This window comes from Steroidobacter sp., assembly GCF_036406195.1.
Classification (GTDB): Bacteria; Pseudomonadota; Gammaproteobacteria; order Steroidobacterales; family Steroidobacteraceae; genus Steroidobacter.
The window spans coordinates 174,191-194,879 of sequence record NZ_DASWVW010000055.1 but is presented as its reverse complement, the minus strand read 5'-3'; the positions used below and the strand labels follow the sequence as shown (position 1 = coordinate 194,879).

Below are 20,689 nucleotides of genomic sequence, written 5' to 3'. Positions count from 1 at the left end.
CCTGGATCAAACCCGTGCCGGCTGCGCCAGCAGTTGCCTGATTTCCGGCAGGCACGAGCCGCAGTTCGTGCCTGCTTTCAGTTCGCGGCCCACGTCCCGGGCAGTCCGCAATTTGTTGCGTGCGATGACGCTGCATAGCGTGTTGCGTCCCACGCCGAAGCACGAACACACCAATGGCCCCGGATCAGCAGCGGATGAAGCGGGCCCGCCATTGAGCAGCGAAACGCGATCGACATCGCTGACCTTCTTCTTGGCGAACAGGTTCGAGAGCCACGCGCGCGAGGGCAGGTCCATGCGCGGTGAAATGAACACGCAGCCGGCGATGCGTTCGTCGATCAACAGCACGGCTCGGAACACGCCGCTGGCGGGATCGGAATATTCCACCCAATCCGCATCGACAGGTGCCCGCAGCACGTGCCGGGCCCAGTCGGAAGCTGGCGGCCGGCCGCGGCCCGCAATCTCGTAGCGTGTGAACTGCTCGCCGCGAACCGTGCTCCACCATGTCGTGTCCAGCGTTGCGGCCGGCGTGCGCGACAGGATGAAGCCATGCCAGTTCACGGTGAACGGTGTGACGCGCGCGGGCGTGTGTTTGAATTCCGGCTCGCCCGAGACCGGGTCGACGATGGGATTCACCAGCGCTCCGACGCGAGCGTCGGAAGCAAATGCGCCGTTCCAGTGAATGGGCACGAACACCATGCCGCGTGGCATCTCGCCCGTGGTTTTCACTCGTGCTACCAGCGCGCCCCATTGCGTCTCGACGCGAGCGAGCTGACCTTCGCTCACTGCCGACAGCAACGCATCTTGCGCGTGCATGTCGATATAGGGCTCGGGCAGGTGAGACGCCAGCCGAGGCGCGCGGCCGGTGCGACTCATGGTGTGCCATTGATCTCGAATGCGGCCGGTGTTCAGCACCCAAGGAAATTCGTCATGCGTTGCGTTCGCGGGGGCGCGCGGCACGGTAGGGATGAAACGAGCTTTGCGTCCCGCGCAATAGAACTGTCCCGATTGCAGCAGGCGAGGCGTTCCTGGGTGGCGTCGCTCCGGCACCGGCCATTGAATGGGCTCGAGCGCGTCATATTCGGCGGAAGTGAGCTCGGCGAGTCCGCCGATATCGAAGGCGCGCTCGCCTGCATTGTTGAATGCCGAAAGCGCGGCGTGCTCGATGAAAATCTCGCGGGCCGTGTCGTAATTGAAACCGCGATCGAATCCCAGCCTGCGCGCCACTTCGCACATCAGCCACCAGTCGGGCCGCGCCTCGCCGCTCAACGGCTGAAATGCGCGCTGACGCGAGATGCGCCGCTCCGAGTTGGTGACCGTGCCGTCCTTTTCTCCCCAGCCCGCCGCCGGCAGCAACACGTGCGCGAGCGCGTTGGTGTCGGTGCTCTCGAAACAATCGGACACCACCACCAGCTCGCAGCGTTGCAATGCTGCCTTGACCTTGTCGGCGTCGGGCAGGCTGACGACCGGGTTGGTCGCCATGATCCATACAGCTTTGACTTTGCCGTCATGAATGGCGTCGAACAGCTCGACTGCTTTGAGGCCGGGACGTTCGGCGACCTGGGGACTGTGCCAGAAATTCCGCACCAGCTGCCGGTGCTCGGCGTTGTCGATCTCCATGTGCGCGGCCAGCATGTTTGCCAGGCCGCCCACTTCGCGGCCGCCCATCGCATTGGGTTGGCCCGTGATCGAGAACGGCCCGGCGCCGGGTCGGCCGATGCGCCCGGTGAGCAGGTGGCAGTTGATGATGCTGTTGACCTTGTCGCTGCCGGCCGAGGATTGATTGACGCCCATGGAGAACGCCGTAATGACGCGCGCGGTGCTCGCGAACAATCGATAGAACGTCCGCAGTCTTTCAGTATCGATGCCGCATGCCGCTGCCACTTGCGACAAGTCACCGGCGGACTCGCGCGCAGTCTGCAAGGCTTCTTCGAGACCTTCGGTATGGTCGGCAACAAAGTCGGTAGCCGTGAGACCTTGCTTGTGCAGATAGGCGAGCAGGCCATTGAACAGCCACACATCGCTGCCGCTTCGCACCGGCAGGTGCAAGTCGGCGATTTCGCAGGTCATGGTTCGTCGGGGATCGAGCACCACGATCTGCAACCCCGGACGTTGCTGTTTCGCCTGCGCGATGCGCTGGAACAGCACTGGATGGCACCATGCGGTATTCGAGCCCACCAGCACGATCAGGTCAGCCAGCTCCAGGTCTTCGTAACAGACCGGCACGATGTCCTCGCCGAACGCCCGCTTGTGGCCGCTGACCGCCGAGGACATGCACAAGCGCGAGTTGGTATCGATATTGGCCGTGCCGATGAAGCCCTTCATGAGCTTGTTGGCGATGTAGTAGTCCTCGGTCAACAATTGACCCGAGACATAGAAGGCGACTGCATCCGGACCCTGGTGATCGATGATGCGCCTGAAGCCGGCGGCCACATAGTCCAGCGCCGTGCTCAAGGTGGCGCGCTGGCCGTTGATTCGAGGATGGAGCAGGCGGCCTTCGCTGCCTAATGTTTGGCCCAAGGCCGAGCCCTTGGAACAAAGCCGGCCGCGGTTCGCCGGGTGTGCCGGGTCGCCGCTGATGCGCACCGTGCCGCGGGCATCGACATCGGCCAGGACGCCGCAACCGACACCGCAGTATGGGCACGTCGTCCTGATGCTCACTGTCGGCCGGCCACCGCTTCGCCGAAGATCAGTTTGTCGCGCAGTGGACCCACGTCGCGGCCTTCAGTCATGAGCTCGCAATACCAGGCGCCATCACGTGTGTCTCCGTACAGCACGGCACCGCGCAGCTTGTTGTTCTCGATCACGATCCGCTTGTAGATGCCGCGCTTGGCATCGCGCATCACGAGCGCTTCACTGCCGGGCCCGCCGAGGAAGTCGCCAGCGGAGAACAGATCGATTCCTGTCACCTTGAGATGCGTCGACAGCATCGAGCCACGGTATCGGCCCACGCCGTGCTCGGCGAGATGCGTGGCACAGACGCGCGCCTGCTCGTAGAGCGGGGCGACCAGGCCATAAGTGTTGTTGCGATGCTGGACACATTCGCCGACCGCGTACACGCACGGGTCGAAGGTCTGCATCGTGTCGTTCACGAGTACGCCGCGGTCGCAGCGCAGGCCCGCCGCTTGCGCCAGCTCGATGTTGGGCCGGATGCCGGTGGCCATGACGACCAGGTCGGCATCGATGACCGTGCCATCGGCGAGCTCGACGGCGCTGACCCGATCGGTGCCCTGGATGGCGGTGGTCTTCGCCGGCATGTGGAATTGCAGGCCGCGGCGCTCGAGCGATTCCTTCAGCAACTGCGCCGCGACGGGATCGAGCTGTCGTTCCATCAATGTCTCCATCAGATGCACGACCGTGACTTGCATGCCCTGCTTGAGCAGCGCGTTGGCGGCTTCCAACCCCAGCAGTCCGCCGCCGATCACCACCGCTTTCGTGTGAGTGCGTGCCGCGGTGAGCATCGTGTTGACGTCCTGCAAATCACGGAACGTCACGACGCCGTCGAGCTTGGCACCCGGCACGGGCAGCACGATGGGATTGGAGCCGGTCGCCAGCAACAGCCGATCGTAATCGGCCTCGATGCCGTCACGAGAGCGCACCTTGCGGCGAATCCGGTCGATGGCGACCGCCGCGTCGCCCAGGTGCAACGTCACGCCGTTATCGCGATACCACTCGACAGGATTCAGGACGATATCGTCGAACTGTTTCTCGCCGGCCAGCAACGGCGAGAGCAGGATACGGTTGTAGTTGGGGTAGGGCTCGGCACCGAACACGGTGATGTCGTAGGGCTGGCCGGCAATGCCGAGCAGCTCTTCGACCACTTTCATGCCGGCCATGCCATTGCCGATCACGACCAGCTTGCGACGGCTGGTCTTGCGCAGCGGCTGTGACTTGACCCAGATCTTGCCGTCGCTCACTCGGGCCGGCCAGGCGCGCACCGAATAGTCCGCATCTTCGACGCAACGGCCGGTCGCCAGGTTGAAGTGATGTTTGTAGATCGGCGAGGCGACCACCGGCTCGCCGTTGATGTCACCGATCAGGCCGCGCGAGAGCACGTTGGCTTCGCTGTGCGGGTCGTAGTTGTCCAGCGCGTAGACCGCGTCGCCGACGCGAAACACGGCGATCTGCCGACCCTCGAACCACACGGCCACGCCGCTGTCCGGCAGCACGTCGTCGAATGAGCAGACGCTGCTCCAGGTGTGAGCGCGCTTCATACAGCCTCCCGCTGACGGGCGCGTTCGTCGCTGGTGGCCGGGCGAATCTGCCCGCGCTCCTCCACGAACACCACGTTGTCGTCGCTGCGATCGCTGTTCACGAAGTGACGGAAGCGCTTGAGCGTCTGTGGATCGTCCACCGCCTTCTTCCATTCGCACTCGTAGGTGTTGATGACTCGCGCCATATCCGCCTCCAACTCGGCGGCGATGCCGAGCTTGTCCTCGATGACCACTTGCTTCAGGTAGTCGAGACCGCCTTCGAGATTGTCCAACCACACCGACGTGCGCTGCAGGCGATCCGCGGTGCGGATGTAGAACATCAGGAAGCGATCGACGTAGCGGACCAGCGTGTCGCGGTCCAGGTCACCGGCGAGCAGGTCGGCGTGGCGCGGCTTCATGCCGCCGTTGCCGCACACGTACAGATTCCAACCCTTCTCGGTAGCGATGATGCCGACATCCTTGCTCTGCGCTTCGGCGCATTCGCGTGTGCAACCGGACACGGCGAACTTCAGCTTGTGCGGGGCGCGCAATCCTTTGTAGCGGTTCTCGATGTCGATGGCGAAGCCGACGCTGTCCTGAACTCCGTAGCGGCACCAGGTGGAGCCGACACACGATTTCACGGTGCGTACCGCCTTGCCATAAGCGTGACCGGATTCGAAGCCGGCCTCGATCAGCTCGCGCCAGATCATCGGCAGCTCGTGCACCTGCGCGCCAAACAGGTCGATGCGTTGTCCGCCGGTGATCTTGGTGTACAGCCCGTACTTCTTCGCCACGACGCCGATCACGATCAGCTTGTCTGGAGTGATCTCGCCGCCTGGAATGCGCGGCACCACCGAGTAGGTGCCGTCCTTTTGCATGTTGGCCAGGTAATAGTCGTTCGTGTCCTGCAGCGTGGCCTTGTCACGCTTCAGCACGAACTCGTTCCAGCACGAGGCCAGGATGGATGCGATAGTGGGCTTGCAGATGTCGCAGCCCGAACCGCGGCCGTGCTTCTGCAGGACTTCGCCGAACGTCTCGAGCTGACCCACGCGCACCAGATGAAACAACTGCTGACGCGAGTAGCGGAAGTGCTCGCAGAGGTTGTTGTTGACCGCGACGCCGCGGCTCGCGAGCTCGGCCTTGAGGATCTGCGTCACCAGGGTGCTGCATCCGCCGCAGGAGGTGGCCGCCTTGGTGGCGGTCTTGAGCGCGCCGATGGTGGTGCAGCCTGCTTCGATCGCCGAGCAGAGCGCCCCTTTGTTGACGTTGTTGCAGGAGCAGACCTGCGCCGTCGCGGGCAGCCCGGCGACGCCGGCACGCTTGGGCTGCTCGCTCGCGCCGAAGCTCGGCACGATCAGCTCCTCGGGATTCGCTGGCAGCTCGCTGCCGTCCAGCATCATCTGCAGCAACACGCCGTAGTCGTCGGCGTCGCCGACGAGAATGCCGCCGAGCAGCCGCGAACCGTCTTCGCTGACGACCAGCTTCTTGTACACCTGCTTGCGCTCGTCGACGAAAGCATAGGCGCGCGAGCTCGGCGTGGCGCAATGAGGATCGCCCAGGGATGCCACATCGACGCCCATGAGCTTGAGCTTGGTGCTCATGTCGGCACCGGTGAACAAGGGGTCGGTCTGGTCTTGCAAGCGGGCGGCGCAGACGTTGGCCATTTGATAGCCAGGGGCGACCAGGCCATAGAGCTTGCCGTTCCACAGCGCGCATTCGCCGATGGCGAAAATGTTTGGATCGGAGGTGCGGCAGTCATTGTCGATGACGATGCCGCCGCGCTCGCCTGTGTTGAGCCCGCAGGCACGGGCCAGCTCGTCGCGAGGACGGATGCCGGCCGAGAACACCACGATGTCCGCCTCGAGCGAGCTGCCATCGGCGAATTGCAGGCGATGGCGGCACTGCTCGCCGTCCACGATCGCCGTAGTGCTCTTGCCGGTGTGGATGCCGACATCGAGCTGGGCGATCTTCTGTCGCAGTACTCGTCCGCCCATGTCGTCCACTTGCACCGCCATCAAACGCGGCGCGAACTCGACCACATGCGTCTTCAATCCAAGATCGCGCAGCGCCTTGGCTGCTTCGAGGCCCAGCAGACCGCCGCCGATGACCACGCCGATCTTGCTGGTGGCTGCCTGCGAGCGAATGGCTTCCAGGTCTTCGATGGTGCGATAGACGAAACAGCCCGGCCGCTCGTGTCCATCGATGGGCGGAACGAACGGGAACGAACCCGTCGCCAGCACCAGCTGATCGTAGGGGAGAGTTTTGCCTTGCGCCGTGCGCACGCAGCGAGCGTCGCGATCGATGCCGGTCGCGCGGTCGTTCAAATGCAGCGCGATGTCGTTGCGCTCGAAGAACTCTTCACGCACCAGCGACAGGTCCTCGGCGCTCTTGCCGCTGAAGAAGCTCGTCAGCTGCACGCGATCGTAGGCCGGACGCGGCTCTTCGCAGAGCACGCTGATTTCATATGAGGCCGAGTCTGCCACGAGCCGCTCCAGCAGCCGTTGCCCGACCATGCCATTTCCGATGACTACCAGCTTTTTCGCCGACATCTTGCACCCATGATCGATGTCCCGCGCGCGGGACATTCGGATTCGTTTTGAGGAGGGTGGTTGGGACAGCGAGCTGCGACTGGCCGCGCATGGCGGAGAGGATTGAGTGCAGATCGCTGGTGCTGCGCCCATCATTGGAGCAGCCAAGATGCCAGTGATGTTGCAAACGCTATGCCACGTCGCTACGCCCAAATCTCCGGCATTTGGTGCCGTGACGGGCGCTACTGTGCTCGCTCGTGGTGCGTGTAACGATCATGGTGCGCATAAAGTGGTGCGAATGAATCGGCTTCGGGCCTTGGAGAATGCGCTCGTGCCGCGGCCGGGCCTGCATGGCACAGCCATTGCAATCCCATTCATCCGATGCCCGAAGCCCGGCCGAAAAATGAGCTCAACCTGCGCGTCCTGATCGTGGATCAGAACGTCATGCGTGCCAGCATTCTGGAAGAGGGGCTGCGCGAAGCCGGCTATCTGAACGTGATCGTGCTGCGCGAGATGCACAACCTCATGCGGCGCATCGTCGAGATCGATCCGGAAGTGATCGTGATCGACCTGGAGAATCCGAATCGCGACGTGCTGGAGCAGATGTTCCAGGTGTCCCGCTGCGTGCGGCGGCCGATCGCCATGTTCGTGGACCGTTCGGATGCCGACATGATCGCCGCGGCGGTAGATGCCGGCGTGGGCTCCTATGTGGTCGATGGCCTGAAGAAGGAGCGCGTGAAGGCCGTGCTCGACATGGCAATCAGCCGTTTCAACGCCTTCAACAAACTGCGTGAAGAGCTCGACCTCGCCCGCCAGGCGCTCGATGAGCGCAAGATCGTCGAGCGCGCCAAAGGTATTCTGATGAAGCAGCGAGGCATGAGCGAGGAGGCCGCGTATGCGCTGTTGCGCAAGGCGGCCATGAACGAGAACCGTCGCCTCAGCGAGGTGGCACAGAGTGTCGTGACTGCGGCGAGCCTGCTCAAATGAATCCTGCCCACATCAATCCTGCCCACATCAATCCTGATCGAATCGAGCATGGCACCACGGTGGTCGGGTTCATCCCGCTGATGGATTGCGCGCCGCTGGCGGTCGCGGTCGAAAAAGGGTTCGCGGCTGAAGAGGGACTCGACTTGCGCCTGGTGCGCGAAACCTCGTGGGCCAATATTCGCGACCGCGTGGTCGTCGGTCACTTCGATGCCGCGCACATGCTCGGCCCCATGGCCGTCGCCTCCACCCTGGGCGTGGGTCATTTGAAGGTACCCATGGCAGCGCCATTGTCGTTGGGCCTCGGCGGCAACGCCATCACCGTGGCGCTGGGCGTCTGGGATGGGATGGTGACGGAAGGAGCGAGCCTCGGCGCCAGTCCGCGTGCACTCGGCGAAGCGCTGAACAAAGTGGTACGTGCTCGCGAGCGCGCCCAGAAGCAGCCGCTCACCTTTGCGATGGTGTATCCATTCTCCAGTCACAACTATGAGCTGCGCTACTGGCTGGCGGCTTGCGGCATCGATCCCGATCGCGATGTGCGGCTGGTGGTCATCCCGCCGCCGCTGCTGGTCGATGCCATGCGCGAGGGCCAGATCGACGGCTTCTGCGTCGGCGAGCCATGGAGCAGCGTGGCGGTGTCGGTCGGGGTGGGCTGCATTGCCTTGCCGACGACCGCCATCTGGCGGTTGAGCCCCGAGAAAGTGCTCGGCTGTCGTCTCGAATGGGCACAACGCTATCCGGACCGGCTGCAAGCGCTGGTGCGCGCACTCTATAAAGCGGCGTCGTGGTGCCAGCGACCGGAGAATCATCTGGAGCTGTCGCGTTTGCTGGCCGAGCCGCGTTTCGTCGGTGCACCGGCAGAGATTTTATTGCGCGGGCTGTCGAATCGACTGCGTTTGCAACCCGGCGGCGAACCGCAGCTCCTGGAAGATTTCTATTTGCCGGCGTCGCATGCCGCAACGTTCCCGTGGGTCAGCCACGCATTGTGGTTCTACTCTCAAATGGTGCGTTGGGGACAAATTGCGTTCGATCCGGATCATATTGCCCAAGTGCGTGCCACGTATCGACCGGATCTGTATCGACTGGCGCTGGCCAGGGTCGTACCCAACATTCCCGACGTGGATGCCAAGATCGAAGGCGCCGCTCAGCACGGACCCGATGGATTCTTCGACGACGTGTCGTTCGACTCGAGCGACGTGCCCGCCTATCTGCGGCAGCTCTCCGGCAGCTGATGCGATCGCGTAGCTGCACGAACTTCGTGCAGCTATCTCACTTGTTTGCTCCGTTGCGACTCACATTGCGCTGCGCGTTTGTTTGCTCACGCGCCGCAACTCCTTGTCTTCTCGTGAAGATGCCGGTTGTGGTGGCGCTGGCACGGCGGTTGCAGCACTGGTTCGCAAAGGAGCGATTCGTCGCTCCATTCATCGGGCCGACCCAATAGCGGGCTGGCCGGGCAACGCCGCCGACTCCAATGCATGCCACTTGCGTGCAATGAAGTCGGCGGCGTTTTTTTTGGGCCTCAAGAAAGTTCGGGAGTGACCGGATCCATGGCGCAGATGATGTTTCGAGGCTGGCTGCTCGCGCTGGTCGGTGCATTGAGCACTGCACAGTTGCCGGCGGCGGAACTGGAGTTGGAGAAAGAGCAACTGAAGCTCGGCTTCATCAAGCTCACCGACATGGCGCCGCTCGCCATCGCCTACGAGAAAGGCTTCTTCGAGGATGAAGGTCTGTATGTAACGCTCGAACCGCAAGCCAACTGGAAGGTGATCCTGGATCGCGTCATAACAGGCGAGCTCGATGGTGCGCACATGCTCGCCGGCCAACCGCTCGGCGCAGCGGTCGGCTTCGGCACCAAGGCCGACATCGTCACTGCGTTCAGCATGGATCTGAACGGCAATGCGATCACTGTTTCCAACGAGGCGTGGAACTTGATGAAGCCGCATGTACCGATGGATGCGCAGGGCAAGCCAGTGCATCCGATCAAGGCCGCTGCATTGAAGCCCGCGGTGGACGCGTTCAAGGCCAACGGCAAGCGTTTTCAGATGGCAATGGTGTTTCCGGTATCCACTCACAACTACGAGCTGCGTTACTGGCTGGCTGCTGATGGCTTGCACCCGGGCTTTTATTCGCCCAGCGATGTCTCCGGGCAGATCAAGGCCGATGTGTTCCTGTCCGTGACGCCACCCCCGCAAATGCCCGCGGCGCTGGAGGCCGGCACCATACATGGCTATTGCGTCGGCGAACCCTGGAACCAGCAGGCCATTTTCAAGGGCGTAGGTGTGCCGGTGATCACCGATCTGGAAATCTGGAAGAACAATCCGGAGAAAGTTTTCGGCGTCACACGCGCCTGGGCCGAGAAGCATCCCAATACGCACCTGGCGTTACTCAAGGCGCTGATCCGCGCGGGCATGTGGCTCGATGAGAACAACGGGGCGAATCGTAAAGAGGCGGCGCAGATCCTGTCGCGGTCCGAGTATGTAGGTGCCGACTATCGGGTGATCGCCAACAGCATGACGGGTACGTTTGAGTACGGCCGCGGCGACAAACGCAGCGTGCCCGACTTCAATGTGTTCTTCCGCTACTTCGCCACCTATCCGTACTACAGCGATGCCGTGTGGTATCTCACGCAGATGCGTCGCTGGGGCCAGATTCCGCAAAGCCAATCGGACCAGTGGTATCACGCGACCGCCAAGAAGGTGTATCTCACCGAGCCTTACCTGCGCGCCGCGCGCATGCTGATCGAAGAGAAGAAGGCGAAACAGGAAGACTTTCCTTGGGACAGTGACGGCTTCCGCGCGCCCACCAAGGACTTCATCGATGGCGTCGAATACGACGGCCGCAAACCCAACGAGTATTTGCAGAAGCTCCAGATCGGCTTGAAACGAGGCCAGGTCGTCGAGAGCGGCAACGTGGTCACCAAGCAGGATCGAGGGGCAACTTGATGTCGACATCGTCGCTGGCGATTGCTCGGGAGCAATCATCATCATCTGCCGCGCAGGAAGTGGCGCCGGCCGCTGAATTGCCGCCGCCGGAAAAGCCCAAGGCGCAGGAACCGCTATGGCTGCAACGACTGTTGCGGTTTTTTGCGACCGTCGGCCTCGGTTTCATCAATCCTGTATTCCGCTTATGCCGTGGGGAGAATCCACGGCAGCAGTTGCGTGAATTGTGGAACCAGGCCGGGATTCCCTTGCTGGCCATCGCGGTATTCCTGTTCGCGTGGAGCCAGGCGTCGAGCCGAATACAAACCAGTCTCGGGCAGATTCCCGGACCGATTGCAGTCGCGCAGCAAGCGTACAGCCTGTGGAAGGATCACAAGGCGGAGCGCGAGAAGGCCGTCGCATTCCATGAGCGTCAGGAGCAGCGCAACGCCGCCAGACTGGCGAAGAATCCCGATGCCGAAATCAGAGTGATGAAGTACACCGGCAAGCCGACCTACATCGATCAGATTCTCACCAGTTTGAAGACGGTCTTTACCGCGTTCGTGCTGGCGACGCTGGTGGCGGTGCCGCTCGGCATCCTGTGCGGCTTGAGCGCGACCATCAATGCGGCGCTGAACCTGTTGATCCAGGTATTCAAGCCGGTCTCGCCGCTGGCGTGGTTACCGCTGGTGACCATCATCGTCAGCGCCGTGTATGTCAGTGCCGATCCGATGTTCGAGAAGGCGTTCGTGATCTCGGTCATCACGGTGACGCTGTGCTCGTTGTGGCCGACGCTCATCAACACGGGCGTCGGCGTGAGCTCCATCGATCGCGATCTGTTGAATGTCGCGCGCGTGTTGCAGCTGAAGTGGACCACCAAGCTGTTCAAGCTGGTGCTGCCGTCGTCGCTGCCGTTGATTTTCACCGGCATGCGATTGTCGCTGGGAGTGGGCTGGATGGTGCTGATCGCGGCGGAGATGCTGGCGCAGAACCCGGGCCTCGGCAAATTCGTCTGGGACGAGTTCCAGAACGGCAGCTCGGAATCGCTGGCGCGCCTGATGGTGGCGGTACTGACCATCGGCATCATCGGCTTCCTGCTCGATCGGGTCATGCATACGTTGCAGACCCTACTCGACTTCGGGATCCGGCGATAGCTCGGGAGAGTCAGATGTCGATACTGCAGCTGAAGAATGTCAGTAAGGGTTATGGCGCAAACAACGGCTCAGGGGAGCAGAAGGTCGAGGTGCTCGAGAATGTGAATTTGAGCATCGCAGAAGGCGAGTTCGTCGCCATCGTCGGCTTTTCCGGCAGCGGCAAGACTACGCTGATCTCGATCATCGCCGGCTTGATCCAGCCGGACTCGGGCGAGGTGCACTTCGAGGACCGGCCCGTCACCGGGCCGGGACCGGAGCGCGGTGTAGTGTTTCAAAACTATTCACTGCTGCCTTGGTTGACGGTCCAGAGCAACGTCGCTCTGGCCGTCGACAGTGTTTTCCCGCAGTGGCCATCGCAGCAGCGGCGCGAGCACGTGCAAAGGTATATCGAAATGGTCGGTCTGACGCACGCGGCGGATCGGCGGCCAGCGGAGCTTTCTGGCGGTATGCGTCAACGCGTAGCCGTGGCACGGGCGTTGGCCATGGATCCGAAGGTGCTGCTGCTCGATGAGCCGCTGTCGGCGCTGGATGCCCTGACGCGCGCTCGTTTGCAGGATGAGATCGAGGCGATCTGGGCGCGACAGCGCAAGACCGTCATTCTCGTCACCAATGATGTGGATGAAGCGCTGTTGCTGGCCGATCGCATCATTGCGCTCAAGCCCGGACCGCGGGCCACCCTGGGGCGCGAGTTCAAGGTCGATCTGCCGCGACCGCGCGATCGCCGAGCGGTCAATGAAGACGATTCATATCGCCGGCTGCGTGCACAGATCTCTCAATGCCTGATGAGCTTGAGCGTGCAGCGTAGTGGCAGCTCGGGCGCGCCGCGCACGCTGCCATCCGTCGTTCCCATCGAGCCGCCAGTGCCCAGAACCATGCGCCGCGCGACGCGGCCCAAGCCGGCGGAGAACCTCGACAAGTTCGTCGAGTTCTACGACGTAAGTAAGGTCTACCCGACCCCGAAGGGACCGCTGACCGTGGTAGACCGATTCCAGCTGAATATTCGCAAGGGCGAATTCATTTCCCTGATCGGCCATTCGGGCTGCGGCAAGTCCACTGTGCTTTCCATGGTCGCGGGCTTGAGCGACGTTTCAAGTGGCGGCATCACGCTCGACGCGCGTGAAGTCACATCCGCCGGGCCGGATCGCGGCGTGGTTTTCCAGGCGCCTAGCCTGCTGCCGTGGCTGACTGCACGAGAGAACGTGGCGATCGGCGTAGACCGTGTCTATCCCCATGCAACGGAGCAGGAGCGGCGTGACATCGTCGAGTACTACCTGTCGCGCGTTGGCTTGGGTGATGTGCTGGAGCAGAAGGCGAGCGAGTTGTCGAACGGCATGAAACAACGTGTCGGCCTGGCACGTGCCTTCGCGCTGTCGCCGAAGCTGCTGCTGCTCGATGAGCCGTTCGGCATGTTGGACGCGCTGACGCGGTGGGAGCTGCAGGAAGTGCTGATGGAAGTGTGGAAGCGCAATCAGGTCACCGCCATCTGCGTCACGCACGATGTCGATGAAGCCATCCTGCTCGCCGACCGGGTCGTGATGATGGCCAACGGTCCGCGCGCACGCATCGGCCGCATCATGAAGATCGATCTGCCTCGGCCACGCACGCGCAAGCAACTGCTGGAGCACCCGATGTATTACGACTATCGCAACGAATTACTGGCATTTCTAGAATCTTGCGACCAGCAGCACACGCACGCCGCATAATTGGTTCATACAATATTGACAGTACAACGCTCGGGGAGGGCGAAAAGCAATGAGTTCTTTGGGTCAGAAGATCGGCACGACGGTGGTCACGGCACTGACCCTGACCGCGTCGGGCATCGCTGGTGCCGCCGACTTTGGCGTGCTCGGCGGCGCCGTTGCCGAAGCAAAGCCGATATTCGATGCGCGATTGCGTTACGAGACGGTCGATCAAACGCCACTGGCCGAGGAGGCGGACATCCAGTCGTTGCGGCTGCGGCTGGGCTTCGAAACCGGCAAAGCCTGGAACACCAGCCTGCTGGCCGAGGCCGAGGTGATCACCGACCTGGGCGGCAGCTATCGCGGCGATCCCGCGCGGCCGCGCGATCTTGCCTATCCAGTGATTCCCGATCCGGAATCCGAGGAGATCAATCGGCTGCAACTGGTCAATACCTCGCTGCCGGGCACGACGGTCACGCTGGGCCGGCAACGCATCGTGGTGGACGATCACCGCTTCGTCGGCAATGTCGGCTGGCGGCAGAACGAGCAGACCTTCGATGCCGTGCGCATCGTCAACAAGTCCGTGCCGGGGCTGACGCTGGACGCCACCTACTTGAATCAGGTGAATCGCGTTTTCGGCCGCGACTCTCCGCAGGGGCGCTATCACGGCGACGGCGTGCTCGCGATTGCGGCCTATCAGCTCGGCATCGGCAAGCTCAGCGCGTTCGGCTATTGGCTGGATTTCGATCCGGAGAGTGGACTGACGGGCGGACTGGATCCGGTGCGCTCGTCGAATGAAACCTTCGGTGCGCGGCTGGCCGGCGAGCGGCCTTTGAGCAAAGTCAAAGTTGGCTATATGGCGACCCTGGCGCGACAGAGCGACTATGGCAGCAATCCCTTCAGCTTCGATCTCGACTATTACTCGCTGGAGCTGACCGGAACCTACCGCCAGTACAGCCTCACGCTGGGCCAGGAAGTGTTGGAGGGCAACGGCACCATCGGCTTCGCCACGCCGCTGGCCACGCTGCATCGCTTTCAGGGCTGGGCGGACAAGTTCCTGACCACGCCGGCCAACGGCATCGACGATCGTTATGTGAGCCTGGGCTATGCCGCCAAGGGCATCGCCAGGCTCGATACCTTGTCGGCGTCCCTGGTCTACCGGGACTTTCGCTCGGAACGTCTATCCGAGGACCTGGGCGATGAAGTGGACCTGCAGTTGCAGGCCAAGTATCAGCGCTTCGTCGCGCTGCTCAAAGTGGCGTTCTACGACGCGCACGAAGGACGCACGCCGGCAGCGTATCAGGACACGACCAAGTTCTGGGCGCAGCTGGAATACGTCTGGTAGGGCAGCACTGGCCGGTCCTGCCGTCACGACTTTGACGGCAGGATCTGCAGCACCGTCTCCGCCGGGCGGCTGAGCACCGCGCCGCGCGGCGTGACTACGATAGGTCGATTCATCAACACCGGGTGCTTCAGCATCTGATCGATGATCTCGTCGTCGCTCCATTTCGACGAGTCACCCAATCCGAGCTTCGCGACTTCCTTCTCGCGCATCAGTTCGCGGGGCGACAGCTTGGTTTTCTTCAGCAGTTCCAGCAGCGTCTTGCGGTCCGGCGGCGTCTTCAGGTACTCGACCACGCGCGGCTCGATGCCGGCCTCGCGAATCAATGCGAGTGTGTTGCGCGAGGTCCCGCAGGCGGGGTTGTGGTAGATGGTCACGTCGGAGGCGCTCGTGCTCATGCTCGTGCTCTATTGAGTGCAGGGAAGGAGCGGAAGTCTAGCCCAAAGCTGCCGCGGGCGTTCTGCCCAGCTTATCCACAGGACGGCGCGTTTTCCGGCCGGAAATGTTGCAAGCCTCGTCTTTGTTGATCCTGGCCGGTAGCGCGGATATGGCCCGGGGCAAGCGTGCGTTACCCTTCGCGGCGCAACCGTTGCTCGATTGTGTTCGACGTGAACCACTATTGTTTCGGGGGAGAGATTCCGTGCGCACTCGCGACCATCGTCCGGCCAGACCCGCGGTCAGCCGCCGTTCCGTCCTGAAGTCCGCTGCAGCTGTCACGTTGCTCAGCACCGGGTTTCCCATGATCAACACGGGTCGCTACCAGGCTTTCGCGGATTCGCCGAAGAAGTACTCGGCCAAGACCCTGCGAGCCGTGGAGCGTGCGCTGGTGATCGACATGCTCGCGCCGCTGAAACTCGACTTCACGCCGGAGGCGTATGCCGGCCGCATGACCGATGCCGAGGCCGAGATGTTCCGCTCCTGCGGCATCACGGGCTTCCACAACTCGGTGGGAACCGGCGGCCCCAACGCGGTGGAGGAGACGTTGCAGTTCATGACGGCCTGGCAGGGCTATGCCGGTCGCAACTCGCACGTGTTTACGCTGGTCGACACGGCCGCCGACCTCGACCGCGCCAAGGCGCAGCGCAAGGTCGCCGTGATCATGGGATTGCAGAACTCCGAGCACTTCCGCAAGAAGGAAGACGTGAAAGCGTTCTATCAGCTCGGCCAGCGCTGCTCGCAGCTCACCTACAACTCCCAGAACCTGCTGGGCAGCGGCAGCACCGAGCGCGTCGATGGCGGCTTGAGCGACTTCGGCGTGGAGATCGTCAAGGCCATGAACGAGGTGGGCATGCTGGTGGACGTGTCCCATTGCGGAGACCAGACCACGCTGGATGCGATCGAGGTTTCGCCGGTGCCCATCGCCATCACGCATTCCAATTGCCGCGGCATCTTCAATCACCCGCGCCTGAAGACCGACGAAGCGATTCGCAAGCTCGCCGCCAAGGGCGGCGTGATGGGCATCACCGGCGTGCGCATGTTCGTGCGCGACCGGGAGCCGACCACCATCGAGCACATCGTGGATCACATCGAGCACGTGGTGAAGCTGACCAGCATCGAGCACGTCGGCATCGGCTCCGACGCCGATCTCAACGGCTATGACGACATGCCGGAGGATCAGAGCAAGATGTTACGTGCGGCGTACAAGGCGAGCTATGGCTTCCGCGACAAGATCGACATCGAGGGCTTCGATCATCCGCAGAAGGTCTTCGACTTGACCGAAGCGCTGTTCCGCCGCGGCTATTCCGAGCAGAACATCATCGCGATACTAGGCGGCAACTTCCGGCGCCTGCTGGGCGCGACCTGGAAGTAAGGCACCAAAGAATCCGGCGCCGAGTGATCCGGCGCCGGATATGGTCAGTGGGTTTCGCGCTTGCCGATCGCGTGGCCAAGCGCATGATCCAGGCGCTCCAGCGCGCCATCGATGGCGAGTTGCAAGGTTTCGGCGGTATGGGTCACTGCGATCGGCGGCATGTTGGACATGCGCGCTTCCAGCATGCAGCGCTTGTCGGCGCCTCCCTTGCCGGCATTCACGTCCCCCAGGTGCATTTCCACCCGGGTGATTCTATCGGCGAACTTGGACAGGTAGTCCTCGACGGTCTTGGAGAGTCGTTCGGCGGTATCCCCGGCGAGGCGGACGTGATTGTCGTGATTCACTTGAACCTGCATGCGAGCTTCCTTCGTGGCCTCAGGCCCATTGACCTCTGGTCGACCTCTGGGCCCATTGAAATGTAGTCGGGCGACCGGGCAGTTGTTCCCGTCGGGGAAAGCTTCACAGTTGCCCATGGATGTACGATGGGGTCACGCCAAGCATTACGCAAGCGCTGTGCTGATCAATAAGGCGAACCCGTAACCGGCTCCGTGAGTCCCAGGGTGTGGCACCGCGACTGCCTGAAAGGTCATGGTCAGCGCCGCAGGCCGCGGCGTATCATGCCCGGCGACAAGAACGAGACGCGATAAGAACGAGAGTGGGCGTGAACAAAGTCACCGTGCGAGGCGTCGATGGCTCCCACCGCGACCATGAATTGACCGCCGGCACCATCCTCGTCGGCCGCGACCCGGCCAGCGACATCCATCTCAAGGACCCACAGGTCAGCTGGAAACACGCGGTTCTCATCAACGAAGCCGGGGCCTGCGCCATCGAGGACCTGGGCAGCTCGAATGGCACGTTCGTGGCTGGCACGCGTATTCAGCGCCACGTGCTGTACCCGGGCGAACGCATCAAGATCGGTCCGTACGAGTTGACGTTGCAATCGGTGCAGCTGCCGTCACCGAATTCTGCGAGCGAACGGACTCTATTCGCAGCCGCAGACCGCTATGTTCGACGCCACGCGCAAGAGCGCGACACAGATCCACAACGCGGCGCTGTCCAGACAGGGGAGACGGTCAGCGTAGATGTACGTGATTGGCGCGGCGCCTTGAAAAGTTTCATTCCTCTGCTGAATGGTCGCGCTCTATATGGAGAATTCCAGCTGCGCCGCGAATTCACGGCAGGACTGACCGTCGCCGCGCTGCTGGTTCCGCAAGCGATCGCCTATGCAACGTTGGCGGGATTGCCACCCATGATGGGGCTCTATGCCGCCATCCTGCCGATGATCGTGTATGCGTTGACGGGTAGCGGCCGGCATACATCGGTGGGTCCGGTGACGGTGGATTCGCTGATGCTGGTGCTTGGCCTGAGCACGATCGCCACCGCAGGCACCGCGGCATACATCGCGCTGGCCACCTTGCTGACCGCGATTATCGGCGTGACGCAGCTGGTGATGGGCGCGCTGCGCCTGGGCTTCCTGGTGAATTTCCTGTCGTATCCCGTGCTCGCCGGCTTTACTTCGGCGGTCGCCATCATCACGGCATTGGGCCAGTTGCATCATCTGCTGGGCATTCCGCAGGGCCACTTTCCCTACTTGTACGAGGCGGTGCTGGATGTCGCGACGCGCGTCGGCGAGGCGAACCTTGCGACGCTGGCGATCGGTCTGAGTTGCATTCTGTTGCTGCTGGGCTTCACCAGGCTGTCGCCGAAGGCGCCAGGTCCACTGACCATGGTGGCGGCGGCCACGGCCTTGTCGTTCGTGTTCAGCCTGGACCAGCACGGCGTCGCAGTGTTGGGCGAGGTGCCGCGCGGATTTCCGGAGCTCACCGTGCCGGAGTTGAGCGGGTCACAGGTCCGGCAGCTGTTGCCGTTGGCCTTGACCATGGCGCTGGTCGGATTCGCACAGACGATTTCGGTCGGCAAGTCCCTTGGCAACAAGTACGGCTACGACATCGATGCCAATCGCGAGCTGGCCGCCTTGGGGCTGGCGAATGTCAGCTCCAGCTTCTCGCAGGGTTACGCGGTGTCGGGTAGCCTGGGGCGATCCGCTCTGAACGCCAATTGCGGCGCAAGAACGCCGCTGGCCGCGATCGTGACCGCGCTGTGCATTCTGCTGACGGCGTTGTTCTTCACACCGTTGTTCCATTATCTGCCCGACGTGACGTTGGCAGCCATCCTGGTCGTGTCATCGCTGCGGCTGATCGACACGCGGGAGATCCGCTACCTGTTCAACGTGAAGATCACGGAAGGCTTGCTGCTGGTGTTCACGTTCCTCGCCACGTTGCTGTTCGGCATCATGCACGGCCTGCTGCTTGGAATCATCGCCTCCATCCTGTTGTTCATCACGTTGAACACGCGGCCCTACACGGCCATTCTCGGGCGACTGCCCGCCACCAATATTTTCCGCAACGTCGAGAATTTCCCGGAAGCGCAGACGTTTCCCGGGCTGGTCATCCTGCGCATCGACGCGTCGCTGTATTTCGCCAACGTGGTGTTCCTGAAGCAGCGTATTCACGAGATCTGCCGGCTCAACGCCGGGCGGCTGCGGGCCTTGATCCTCGATGCCAGCGCCGTCAACGATCTGGATTCATCGGCGGACACGGCCTTGCATCAGCTGTCGCAGGAGTTCAAGAAGCTGGGGATCGAGTTTTATATCGCCGGTGTCAAGGCGCCGGTGCGCGCGGTGATGCAACGCTCGGGGTTGTACAGCAAGCTCGGCGGCGATCACTTCTTTTTCACCATTGACGCCGCCGTGCGGCGTTTCCAGGAGAAGGCCGGCGAAGCGCTGCCACGCCGCCATTCTCCCTGAGGCCATCAACGAGGACCGATTCGAACGCATTCGGACCAGCCGCCGCAAGCAATGCGCGGGCATTTGAGTGCTGTAGCCTGATGAAACGATCCACTGAAACAAATTGCCCGTGCGGTTCGGGCCTGACATACGAGCGCTGCTGCGGGCGTTGGCACAGCGGCGAGCCCGCACCCGATGCGCAGTCCCTGATGCGATCACGTTACAGCGCCTTTGTAATGCGCAACGAGCCCTATCTGCTCGCCACCTGGCATGCGACGAAGCGGCCCGAGTCCATCGAATTCGAACCGGCACAAAAGTGGCTGGGGCTGAAGATCGTCGATGCTCGCGTGACAGGGGAGAACGCGGCCGAAGTGGAGTTCATCGCGCGCTATCGCATCGGCGGTGCCTCCGCGACGCGGCTGCATGAGCGCAGCCGCTTCGTGAAGGAGAACGATCGCTGGTTCTATGTCGACGGCGACATACAACCTTAGCGGAGTCACATCCCGCCCAATCCCAGCCCCAGGTTGATCTTCAGCAGAATCAGCATGCCGAAGATCGCAAACAGGGCGGCCGCCACGAACCGCATCTTGCTCAATGGAAAGCGCTTGGCGAGCGTCTCGCCGAGCAGCACCGCGGGAATGTTGGCGGCCATCATGCCCAGAGTGGTGCCGGCTGTAACCGCGGCGAGGCTCGCGTACTTGGCCCCCAATGCAATCGTCGCGAGCTGTGTTTTGTCGCCCATCTCGGCGAGAAAGAACATCACCAGCGTGGTAAGAAACGCGCCGTGCTTGCTGACGGTGCGTTCGGATTCATCGAGCGTATCGGGAATCAGCGCCCAGACGGCGAAGGCCAGGAAGGAGAGGCCAAGCACCCAGCGCAGCACATCGGGGCTGACCGCATGCGCAACCCAATCGCCGGCGAGCGCGGCCAGCGCATGATTGAACAGCGTGGCGGCGAGGATGCCGACGATGATGGGCCAGTGCTGACCACGGAAACGGGCGGCGAGAACGAATGACAGCAGCTGCGTCTTATCGCCCATCTCGGCGAATGCGACCATGCCGAGCGAGGTAACCAATGCTTCCACGAAGACTCCCGGGGCCAGCTGCGTAATACCCATGACTTCACGTCCACGCCGGCCCCGGCGGTGGCACGCAAAGTCAAAGGTCTCGCCTAGCTGATGCCGCCGACGCCATGGTCTACGACCAAGTCTGTTGACGTCGGCTCCCTACGTTGCGTAGGGCGGCTACTCCCCAGTGACGGGCGCGAAGATACCGGGTTGGGCGCCGATACTCAAGCTGG

At 62.6% G+C, this 20,689-nt stretch carries 15 protein-coding genes and 1 riboswitch; of the genes, 9 read left to right on the top strand and 6 right to left on the bottom strand.

The window, feature by feature from the left end:
* Positions 1–6 precede the first annotated feature (6 nt).
* Genes VGE08_RS21455 through nirB form a run of 3 tightly spaced genes read right to left on the bottom strand, consistent with a single transcriptional unit; the run spans position 7 to position 6,739 of the window.
* Positions 7–2,658, bottom strand: a complete 2,652-nt coding sequence (locus VGE08_RS21455; protein ID WP_331069968.1) for a molybdopterin-dependent oxidoreductase — start codon at positions 2,656–2,658, stop codon at positions 7–9.
* A complete protein-coding gene (gene nirD, locus VGE08_RS21450) occupies positions 2,655–4,211 on the bottom strand; it encodes a nitrite reductase small subunit NirD (RefSeq protein ID WP_331069967.1) in 1,557 nt (518 codons plus the stop codon). Before nirD ends, VGE08_RS21455 begins: the two co-directional genes overlap by 4 nt.
* Positions 4,208–6,739, bottom strand: coding sequence for a nitrite reductase large subunit NirB (nirB, locus tag VGE08_RS21445; protein WP_331069966.1), 2,532 nt, complete (start codon positions 6,737–6,739; stop codon positions 4,208–4,210). The genes nirD and nirB overlap by 4 nt, the downstream gene beginning before the upstream one ends.
* Positions 6,740–7,099: 360 nt before the next feature.
* Here nirB and VGE08_RS21440 point away from each other — a divergent pair, with 360 nt between their 5' ends.
* The 6 genes from VGE08_RS21440 to VGE08_RS21415 all read left to right on the top strand — a co-directional run bounded on the left by VGE08_RS21440 (position 7,100) and on the right by VGE08_RS21415 (position 14,798).
* Positions 7,100–7,705 (top strand): ANTAR domain-containing response regulator, encoded by a 606-nt coding sequence (locus tag VGE08_RS21440; RefSeq protein ID WP_331069965.1) that lies wholly within the window; start codon positions 7,100–7,102, stop codon positions 7,703–7,705.
* The gene (locus VGE08_RS21435; RefSeq protein ID WP_331069964.1) at positions 7,702–8,934 is read left to right on the top strand and encodes a CmpA/NrtA family ABC transporter substrate-binding protein; all 1,233 of its coding nucleotides are present in this window, start codon (positions 7,702–7,704) and stop codon (positions 8,932–8,934) included. The genes VGE08_RS21440 and VGE08_RS21435 overlap by 4 nt, the downstream gene beginning before the upstream one ends.
* Positions 8,935–9,261: 327 nt before the next feature.
* Positions 9,262–10,644 (top strand): CmpA/NrtA family ABC transporter substrate-binding protein, encoded by a 1,383-nt coding sequence (locus tag VGE08_RS21430; RefSeq protein ID WP_349258767.1) that lies wholly within the window; start codon positions 9,262–9,264, stop codon positions 10,642–10,644.
* Positions 10,645–10,763: 119 nt separating this feature from the next.
* The gene (locus tag VGE08_RS21425) at positions 10,764–11,774 is read left to right on the top strand and encodes an ABC transporter permease (protein ID WP_414717521.1); all 1,011 of its coding nucleotides are present in this window, start codon (positions 10,764–10,766) and stop codon (positions 11,772–11,774) included.
* A 14-nt stretch (positions 11,775–11,788) separates the two neighbouring features.
* Positions 11,789–13,477 (top strand): nitrate ABC transporter ATP-binding protein, encoded by a 1,689-nt coding sequence (locus VGE08_RS21420; protein ID WP_331069961.1) that lies wholly within the window; start codon positions 11,789–11,791, stop codon positions 13,475–13,477.
* Positions 13,478–13,526: 49 nt separating this feature from the next.
* Positions 13,527–14,798 (top strand): hypothetical protein, encoded by a 1,272-nt coding sequence (locus VGE08_RS21415; protein ID WP_331069960.1) that lies wholly within the window; start codon positions 13,527–13,529, stop codon positions 14,796–14,798.
* Positions 14,799–14,821: 23 nt separating this feature from the next.
* Here VGE08_RS21415 and arsC read toward each other — a convergent pair whose 3' ends face one another.
* Positions 14,822–15,193, bottom strand: a complete 372-nt coding sequence (gene arsC, locus VGE08_RS21410) for an arsenate reductase (glutaredoxin) (protein WP_331069959.1) — start codon at positions 15,191–15,193, stop codon at positions 14,822–14,824.
* 242 nt (positions 15,194–15,435) lie between these two features.
* On the opposite strand from arsC, the gene VGE08_RS21405 reads away from it, so the two are divergent.
* The gene (locus VGE08_RS21405) at positions 15,436–16,605 is read left to right on the top strand and encodes a dipeptidase (protein WP_331069958.1); all 1,170 of its coding nucleotides are present in this window, start codon (positions 15,436–15,438) and stop codon (positions 16,603–16,605) included.
* 44 nt (positions 16,606–16,649) lie between these two features.
* On the opposite strand, the gene VGE08_RS21400 is transcribed toward VGE08_RS21405, so the two are convergent.
* Positions 16,650–16,961: an HPF/RaiA family ribosome-associated protein gene (locus VGE08_RS21400; protein WP_331069957.1), complete on the bottom strand. Its 312-nt coding sequence runs from the start codon at positions 16,959–16,961 to the stop codon at positions 16,650–16,652.
* Between the two features lie 305 nt (positions 16,962–17,266).
* Here VGE08_RS21400 and sulP point away from each other — a divergent pair, with 305 nt between their 5' ends.
* Both sulP and VGE08_RS21390 read left to right on the top strand, forming a co-directional pair.
* On the top strand, positions 17,267–19,411 hold the full coding sequence (gene sulP, locus VGE08_RS21395) for a sulfate permease (RefSeq protein WP_331069956.1): 2,145 nt from the start codon (positions 17,267–17,269) through the stop codon (positions 19,409–19,411).
* A gap of 80 nt (positions 19,412–19,491) precedes the next feature.
* Positions 19,492–19,881 (top strand): YchJ family protein, encoded by a 390-nt coding sequence (locus VGE08_RS21390; RefSeq protein WP_349258759.1) that lies wholly within the window; start codon positions 19,492–19,494, stop codon positions 19,879–19,881.
* A gap of 5 nt (positions 19,882–19,886) precedes the next feature.
* Here VGE08_RS21390 and VGE08_RS21385 read toward each other — a convergent pair whose 3' ends face one another.
* On the bottom strand, positions 19,887–20,474 hold the full coding sequence (locus VGE08_RS21385) for a TMEM165/GDT1 family protein (RefSeq protein ID WP_349258766.1): 588 nt from the start codon (positions 20,472–20,474) through the stop codon (positions 19,887–19,889).
* Between the two features lie 2 nt (positions 20,475–20,476).
* A riboswitch (yybP-ykoY riboswitch) is annotated at positions 20,477–20,654 on the bottom strand.
* Positions 20,655–20,689 lie beyond the last annotated feature (35 nt).